Source organism: Desulfovibrio sp. (assembly GCA_016208105.1).
Lineage (GTDB): Bacteria > Desulfobacterota > Desulfovibrionia > Desulfovibrionales > Desulfovibrionaceae > Fundidesulfovibrio.
Genome location: JACQYS010000025.1, coordinates 55,118 through 61,357 on the forward strand (window position 1 = coordinate 55,118; position 6,240 = coordinate 61,357).

Annotated in this window: 5 protein-coding genes; all 5 read right to left on the minus strand. The window is 49.2% G+C overall.

The genetic code is table 11. The annotated features are described in order from the left end of the window. Nucleotides 1-35 precede the first annotated feature (35 nt). Entirely contained in the window at nt 36-842 is an 807-nt protein-coding gene (locus HY795_16415; protein ID MBI4806805.1) for a class I SAM-dependent methyltransferase, read from the minus strand. 94 nt (nt 843-936) lie between these two features. Further along, a complete protein-coding gene (locus tag HY795_16420) occupies nt 937-3,582 on the minus strand; it encodes a glycosyltransferase family 39 protein (GenBank protein ID MBI4806806.1) in 2,646 nt (881 codons plus the stop codon). Between the two features lie 36 nt (nt 3,583-3,618). Beyond that, on the minus strand, nt 3,619-4,467 hold the full coding sequence (locus HY795_16425) for a methionyl-tRNA formyltransferase (GenBank protein ID MBI4806807.1): 849 nt from the start codon (nt 4,465-4,467) through the stop codon (nt 3,619-3,621). A 508-nt stretch (nt 4,468-4,975) separates the two neighbouring features. After that, a complete protein-coding gene (locus tag HY795_16430) occupies nt 4,976-5,101 on the minus strand; it encodes a hypothetical protein (protein ID MBI4806808.1) in 126 nt (41 codons plus the stop codon). Nucleotides 5,102-5,450: 349 nt separating this feature from the next. After that, nucleotides 5,451-6,176 (minus strand): hypothetical protein, encoded by a 726-nt coding sequence (locus HY795_16435; GenBank protein MBI4806809.1) that lies wholly within the window; start codon nt 6,174-6,176, stop codon nt 5,451-5,453. Between the last annotated feature and the right edge of the window lie 64 nt (nt 6,177-6,240).

Genomic DNA, 6,240 nt, shown 5'->3' on the forward strand with positions numbered 1-6,240 from the left:
AACCGTCGTAGAAAAGGTAGGTTACGCCCAGAGCTCTACTTCCGCCCCCGCAAATATAGACCGGAAGCGATGCGCTCGGCGTCAGGGTGGCGCTCCATCAGGCGGTCAAGATGCTTGAGAGGAAAGAACAACAGCATGAACGCCAATGCGAGGAGGTCCTTGAGGGTAGTACTTCCAAAAGAGAGGAGCATTGACATCCATTCTACAGTTATCCACAGCCAACCGGACGTCGGCCCTGCGCCCACGCCGGATTCGACGATTTCGAAGGAGTCGAAAAGTTCGCATGCCCCACTAAGAGTCCACCTGCAAAAGTCAGATGGGGCGGCGTGAAGTGGCTGACAGAAAGGCACATACCCGAAAATCGTTCCGCCGGGTTTGAGCACGCGATGCATTTCCTCGATCACCTTCTGAGCGTGTCGGACGTGCTCGAGCATAGCCAAGTTGAGGATACAATCCACGGTGCTGTCGCCAAAGGGCAAATCCGTGGCGTTTGCGCAGATGTCAACTTGATCGAACGACGCAATATCCACATTGATGATGTCGGGGCGTCCCGGCAACCCCCGTGGGCCACATCCCAGGTTGACTACAGCTGAGTCTGGACCATGGCAGGCCAGCACGTCAGCAAGGCAAGTCCTCATATTTTTTGAGAGAAGTACGGGGGAGAAGGTGTCCACCAGAAACTGATAAAGCTGCGGCCAGCGTTTGAGAACCCCCTGAAGTTTGGATGCAGCCCCAGTGCCCACGCTACCACTGATGGGAATGAACTGGGTGCAATGGTACTTTCCCTCTACTACATTGAATGGCTTGGCAAGCAACGTGAGAATTTTTTCGTGTTTGGTCATTTTTGGAGCAGGCTCATGTGTGGCGCAGCACGACATTTTTTTCTTGCTATACTAAAGTATTCTTGCCCACAAGCCATGGTAAGACAACCGATTCTCAGCGTTTGAAATACAAGGCTACGAAATGTGTCCCCTCCGGAACCGGCACAGCTACGACCCCCGCAGGCCCCTTTTGGGGAAGAACCGTCTCGCTGTCCACCTGAGCCACCCAGTGCCTGTGCCACGGCAAAGCGAAAAAAACCCGGCCCGCAGACGGCGCGGCTACGGTTGCAAATGCCTCACGGGGGGTTACGCTGGCATGGGTGACCAGAGGTGCGCCATGCAAAGACATGGGCCTGGCAGCGGCGGTAAGCAGGCGGACCATTCCCCCAGCCTTCGTGGGGTTAATCTCGTACTCGACATCCGCACCGCTCCCCCTCCCTAAACGGACTTCATATGGCACCAACATGGTGGTCTGGCCTGCCCCCATGACATAGGCTCGGCGTTCACCCCCCCCCTTCACCAGGACATCCACAGGCGCATCAGCGTCCACCTCCAGTCTGACCTCGATCATATCCGCTCCTACACGATCCAAGACTTCACTACTGATCAGTTTACCCGCTCCCGGCAGGGGGCGTAGTCGCACCAAACCACGGCCGGCTTTTCGCTCGTCCCAGGCGGTATCCGGCGCGAACAGAGCCTGCCCCAGATACCCCTCGAACAGGAACGCGCCAAACCCAGAATGATCTTTGACCTCTAGCCCAGGAAGCTCCACCGGACTTAGCGGATACTTTCCCTGCAGGACATTCTCAGTAAAAGCCTCATCAAGCATGGCCCACACATATTTCACACCCCAAAGGGTTAGCGTGGCTGGCCCGACATGGTGCACATAAGCCACAGGTGAACTCTCGTGCCTCAGACTGCGAGCGAGCAACCCCATGGGGAATGGCACCAGAGTGTCCGCCTGCTTGCGGAGGAGGTTCACGGTAATGGGGTAGAAACGCATAGCCTGGTATTGTAGCAAATTGAAATTCCGTTCCGGATCATTGTACACTAGACTGCCCACCCCATGTTCCCACGACGCAGGACCAACTGTCTTACCAGAAGGTCCGAGGCGCTCAAAAATTATAAAAGGTTCGTCCTGGAACATACCCACCCGAGACCTGGGAAGATTGTCACCCTGGGCGAAGATGGCAATCGGGTTGTAGTGTGGTATCCTAGCATTGGGCGTGGTTTCGCCAGATTCAAGTAGAAGGAAGCGCGGCTTTAGCTCTTCCAGATGCTCAAGCCCGATGCCCAGAGTTTCAACCTGATAGCGGAATGGATTCACGCGTACGTACTGATTAACAGGCTGTCCTTTGGATGGCAGTCGCACACCTACGGAAGCATCTTCAGGTAGGTTGGATTCAATCCACCCGTGAGCCATTTGACGGTTCGACGGGTAGGTGACGTAGTTCACCACCTGAACATTCACCACGACCATGGGCAGCAACACAAGAAACACCAAGCTCGCTCCCCACAACCGCCGATATGCATTTGCGGCAATCGCCGTCTGGAGGAAATCCAAACAGCAGGCAATGAGCAGAAGCCCCAATATGGAAACAGCATAATAGTAATACGTTGTCTGTAATGTTGCACTTCCACCAACCAGGACGATGTAAATCAGCTGCAAAAAACAACATACTGACAGTACTGAAAAACCATCTGTAGGACCACCTCGACAGATGAACCGCACCATAAGAATCACTAAAACTGGCAAAAAAAACCAACGAAGCACGGGGCCGAAGAACACCTGCAGTTCAAAGAGGTTACGTACTACAGTTGCAGGAACGCTTTTCGAAGCAGCTGATTCAGCAATCGGTGAATGCATAGCACTAAGATAGCCCCACATCCAGGCGACAATGTTATCCAGCCCAAACAGTACCAAAGGGTTTGCAGCCAGGAAGACGGCCAAGAAGATAACCCCAGCCAGGGACAGATCTCCAAACCACTTTACCCCGGACCGCCTTGCCCGAATGACTAAAAGCCATATCAGAACAGCTGCCAGGGGTACACACGTGAGCTTGATTGAAAAGGACAACCCCATCAACGCCCACGAGGTGAACAAGTGCGACTTGCGTCCGCTCCTCGCGTAATTAAGCCCAAAATAAAGACAGAGCAGGCCGAACAGCAATGCGGGGGTGTCAGGTTTTATTCGTGTTTCAAAGGCCGAAAGAAAGGGTGTCAGAGCCACGAGCCATGCTCCCCAGAAGCCCGCTCGAGGGGAAACATGACGGGAGAGCAGTAGATAGCCCGCAGCTGGCAGCCACAATGTGAAAGCAAGCAACTGATACAGGGCAAACGCTCGATAGCATTTGTCCAACGCCTGGGGATACAGTTGATAAAGCTCAGGGTCCTCGAACCGGGTGATGAAGCCGAGTGCATCCAGACCCGACATCACCGGCCTAGCCAGATGCAATACTGGCCCACCGATACCAAAGAGATAGGAAAAACGGTCACCATGAATACTGTTGTACCCTAACGCCGTGTACAGACTGATAATCCCGTCATCTTCGTAAACATTCAACCCGAATTTTTTGGATGTATTCAGCCCATATCCGTGCTGATCGTCTACTCCACGCAAACCTCCAATTACTAACAACTGAAATAACAACAGCACGGCTATGGAAGCTATGACGCTCCATGGCAGCAGGCACTTGGCACCTTTATCAGTGACACCGGAATTAAACAAACCTTTTACAATATCAATAAACTGTGTCTTCATAATCATAATTTTCAAACATCAACGCTCGAAGTTATTTCATTCCAACCGCGTTCTAAATTTTATAAATGGCGTAAAACTACTATCGTCAGCAACGCACTTAATAATCTTTAACAAACCCGTCCCACATATCACTACCGGCTTATCATCTTGCACAAGCAATACTTTACCAGCATCTCGGTTCTCAATCCTCATATCCGGGACTTCCTCTGCATCCAATATCCTTATTTTTTTTCCTGACATATTCGTAGCCGCTCCTTTAAATGGATAGCCCAAAGCATGGATAGTACGCACGATTCTTGATGCATGGTCATGCCAACATATGTTATAATCTTTTTCATCTCTCCAAACACTGTAGCTTGCCTGTGAATGATCTTGCGCCACAGAGGGAAGTTCTTCACCACTCTCTATTATATTGAAAACAAAATGTGAAACTTCAGAATAGTTTTTATCAATAACATCTATTGCCTCACTAACCGTGATTGGATAAGAAATATTTGATTTCGATTGAGTTATGATATTTCCTGCATCATATTCCTTTGCACCAAATAGCGCTGTAACTCCGATCTCACTTTCGCCATTTATTAACATATTAACAAGAGGAGAAAACCCACGATACCTAGGAAGTATGGAGTCATGAAAGATTATTAGGTTTTTTTCTTGGTGCTTAATAAGCCATCTCCAAGCCACAGCAACTACGAACCTAGTTTCAATGCCACTAAAATCCGAACGTTTCACAAAGTTTATATTGTTTTCAATGCAGTATTCAATAATATCTTTTTCATAGTCATTCACCAAGTTTCTATCACTCCCAACGACAATAACATTGAATAAATGTTTATACCGAGGTGCTACATTCTTAAGGAAACGATACCCACGCTCAGTCATCAACATCACCGTAACTGACCCACGCAACCCGCCCCTCGACATATTCACATTCTTCCTCTCATTTTACAACATCTACCACCTTCACCCACAACACGCACAATAAACACTATTTGCTCCAAAAATCTTAGCTCACATTAACACATCACAATCAACAAATCGCGAAACACACCATCACAACCAAATACTTATGAAGTAAAAAAATCCACAAGTCTACACGAAACACTTTTCTTCAAGCATAATCAAAATTATCATTATATCAATACCATGGGAAATACGGCTCTTTAGCATGGTAAATTCGAGGAGGGTCTAAGAGATACCCACCACCTAGTTTAAACCGAAACTTGCATTTCTACAAATGCTAGAGAAACGTGATTGCTGGGCCTCTAACTTGGCAAACCATTGGCATAGCACGAGAAGCTCTCTGCCCATTGATATGGGTGTGCCTGTCGGTAAAGCGCTCCGAATGATTGATGTGAACATGATAAAAATCAGAAACAACAAGGGCATCTTAGCTCGTGAACCCATCGGCGTAGACAATGCTGCCAGGGAGAATCATCCGCTCCACGAACGGAAGCAAAGTGTCGTTGCGGGAACTGGGGATCAATACCGTAAAGACCCGATCTCCACGCTTCAACAGCCCAAAAATTGAAACCGTTCCTGGAGCCTCCGAAATAGCTCTCGCCAACTAACACTTCGCCAGCGAAAGGGAATGCCTCTTGCATATCCTCGGCATGAGACTTTCCGCAAATGAGTGAAGAAAGCCATTGCAGTGTTGCGATGCACGCCAATGACCTGCGTGCTCCACGGGCCGCTGCCACGGCAACAAAGTGCCCCATGAGCCGCATCCTTTTTTTGGCACTGAACTTGCCCTTGCGAGAATACTCGGAGTCACCCTAGCATCAGGCAGCGGGTTTAGCTAGGACAGCCCCTAGATTGATTTCAAGGACACAACACTTGCCCCACTTAGGGCATGCTTAACCTAGCTAGGGGCAGACAGCTATGTGGTTTTGATAGAGCACCCAACAACCGCCAGACGCCAACATGGTCAACTTATTATAGCGTTTGGCGGAGGCAGCAGCCTCCTCGCCAGAGATGATTATATATTTGGCCAGAAAGGGTTGCTGCTCTGGCCGACCAAACAGATACGGCGCGCTTTTATCCGAGTAAAACCGGATGTTGTTTATGGCCACGCCTGGCGGGACACCCTGCCACAAAATGGTCGACGTTCCGTTTACGAAGAGGACCGTATTACACCAGGGATTCGAGGCTGTCGGATCATACTTAATATGTGACCTCAATTTCTCAACCTCATTTTTTAGAAAAACTCCATCGCCTCTTTCATATTCATCAATCGCAATTTTCTGAAAATCCCCAACGATTGCCGGAACAAGAACGGCAAACACCGCCAAGAAGGGAAAAAACCAACGTGTTGGTACGGTCCGTAGCATAAGAAGGAACGAAAGTATGAAATGCGGGGTAACCATCCGAAGCCCGGCGTTTCCCAACATAGTATAATAATAGATAATATTTATCACGATAATCAATCCTACGTTTGAGACATGCAGGATTATTTCCAACAACTTTCGCTTATTATCTAACTGAGAAGTAGGTGCTAGATGCTCTTGGGAAAGAATTACGTGGCTATTGCCTTCGCTCCGCAATTTCCATACTTTATAGAAAGAATCTAGACTGTTGAGGAGGCTCGCCATGGCCAAACCTTACCACGATATGGACCTGATTACATTCCAGCGCCGGTTCGGAACCGAAAAGGCC

Excerpts from the sequence above, each read along its gene's own strand:
- HY795_16415 (MBI4806805.1), bottom strand. The coding sequence starts at position 842 with ATGACCAAACACGAAAAAATTCTCACGTTGCTTGCCAAGCCATTCAAT.
- HY795_16420 (MBI4806806.1), bottom strand. The coding sequence starts at position 3,582 with ATGAAGACACAGTTTATTGATATTGTAAAAGGTTTGTTTAATTCCGGT.
- HY795_16425 (MBI4806807.1), bottom strand. The coding sequence starts at position 4,467 with ATGACTGAGCGTGGGTATCGTTTCCTTAAGAATGTAGCACCTCGGTAT.
- HY795_16435 (MBI4806809.1), bottom strand. The coding sequence starts at position 6,176 with ATGGCGAGCCTCCTCAACAGTCTAGATTCTTTCTATAAAGTATGGAAA.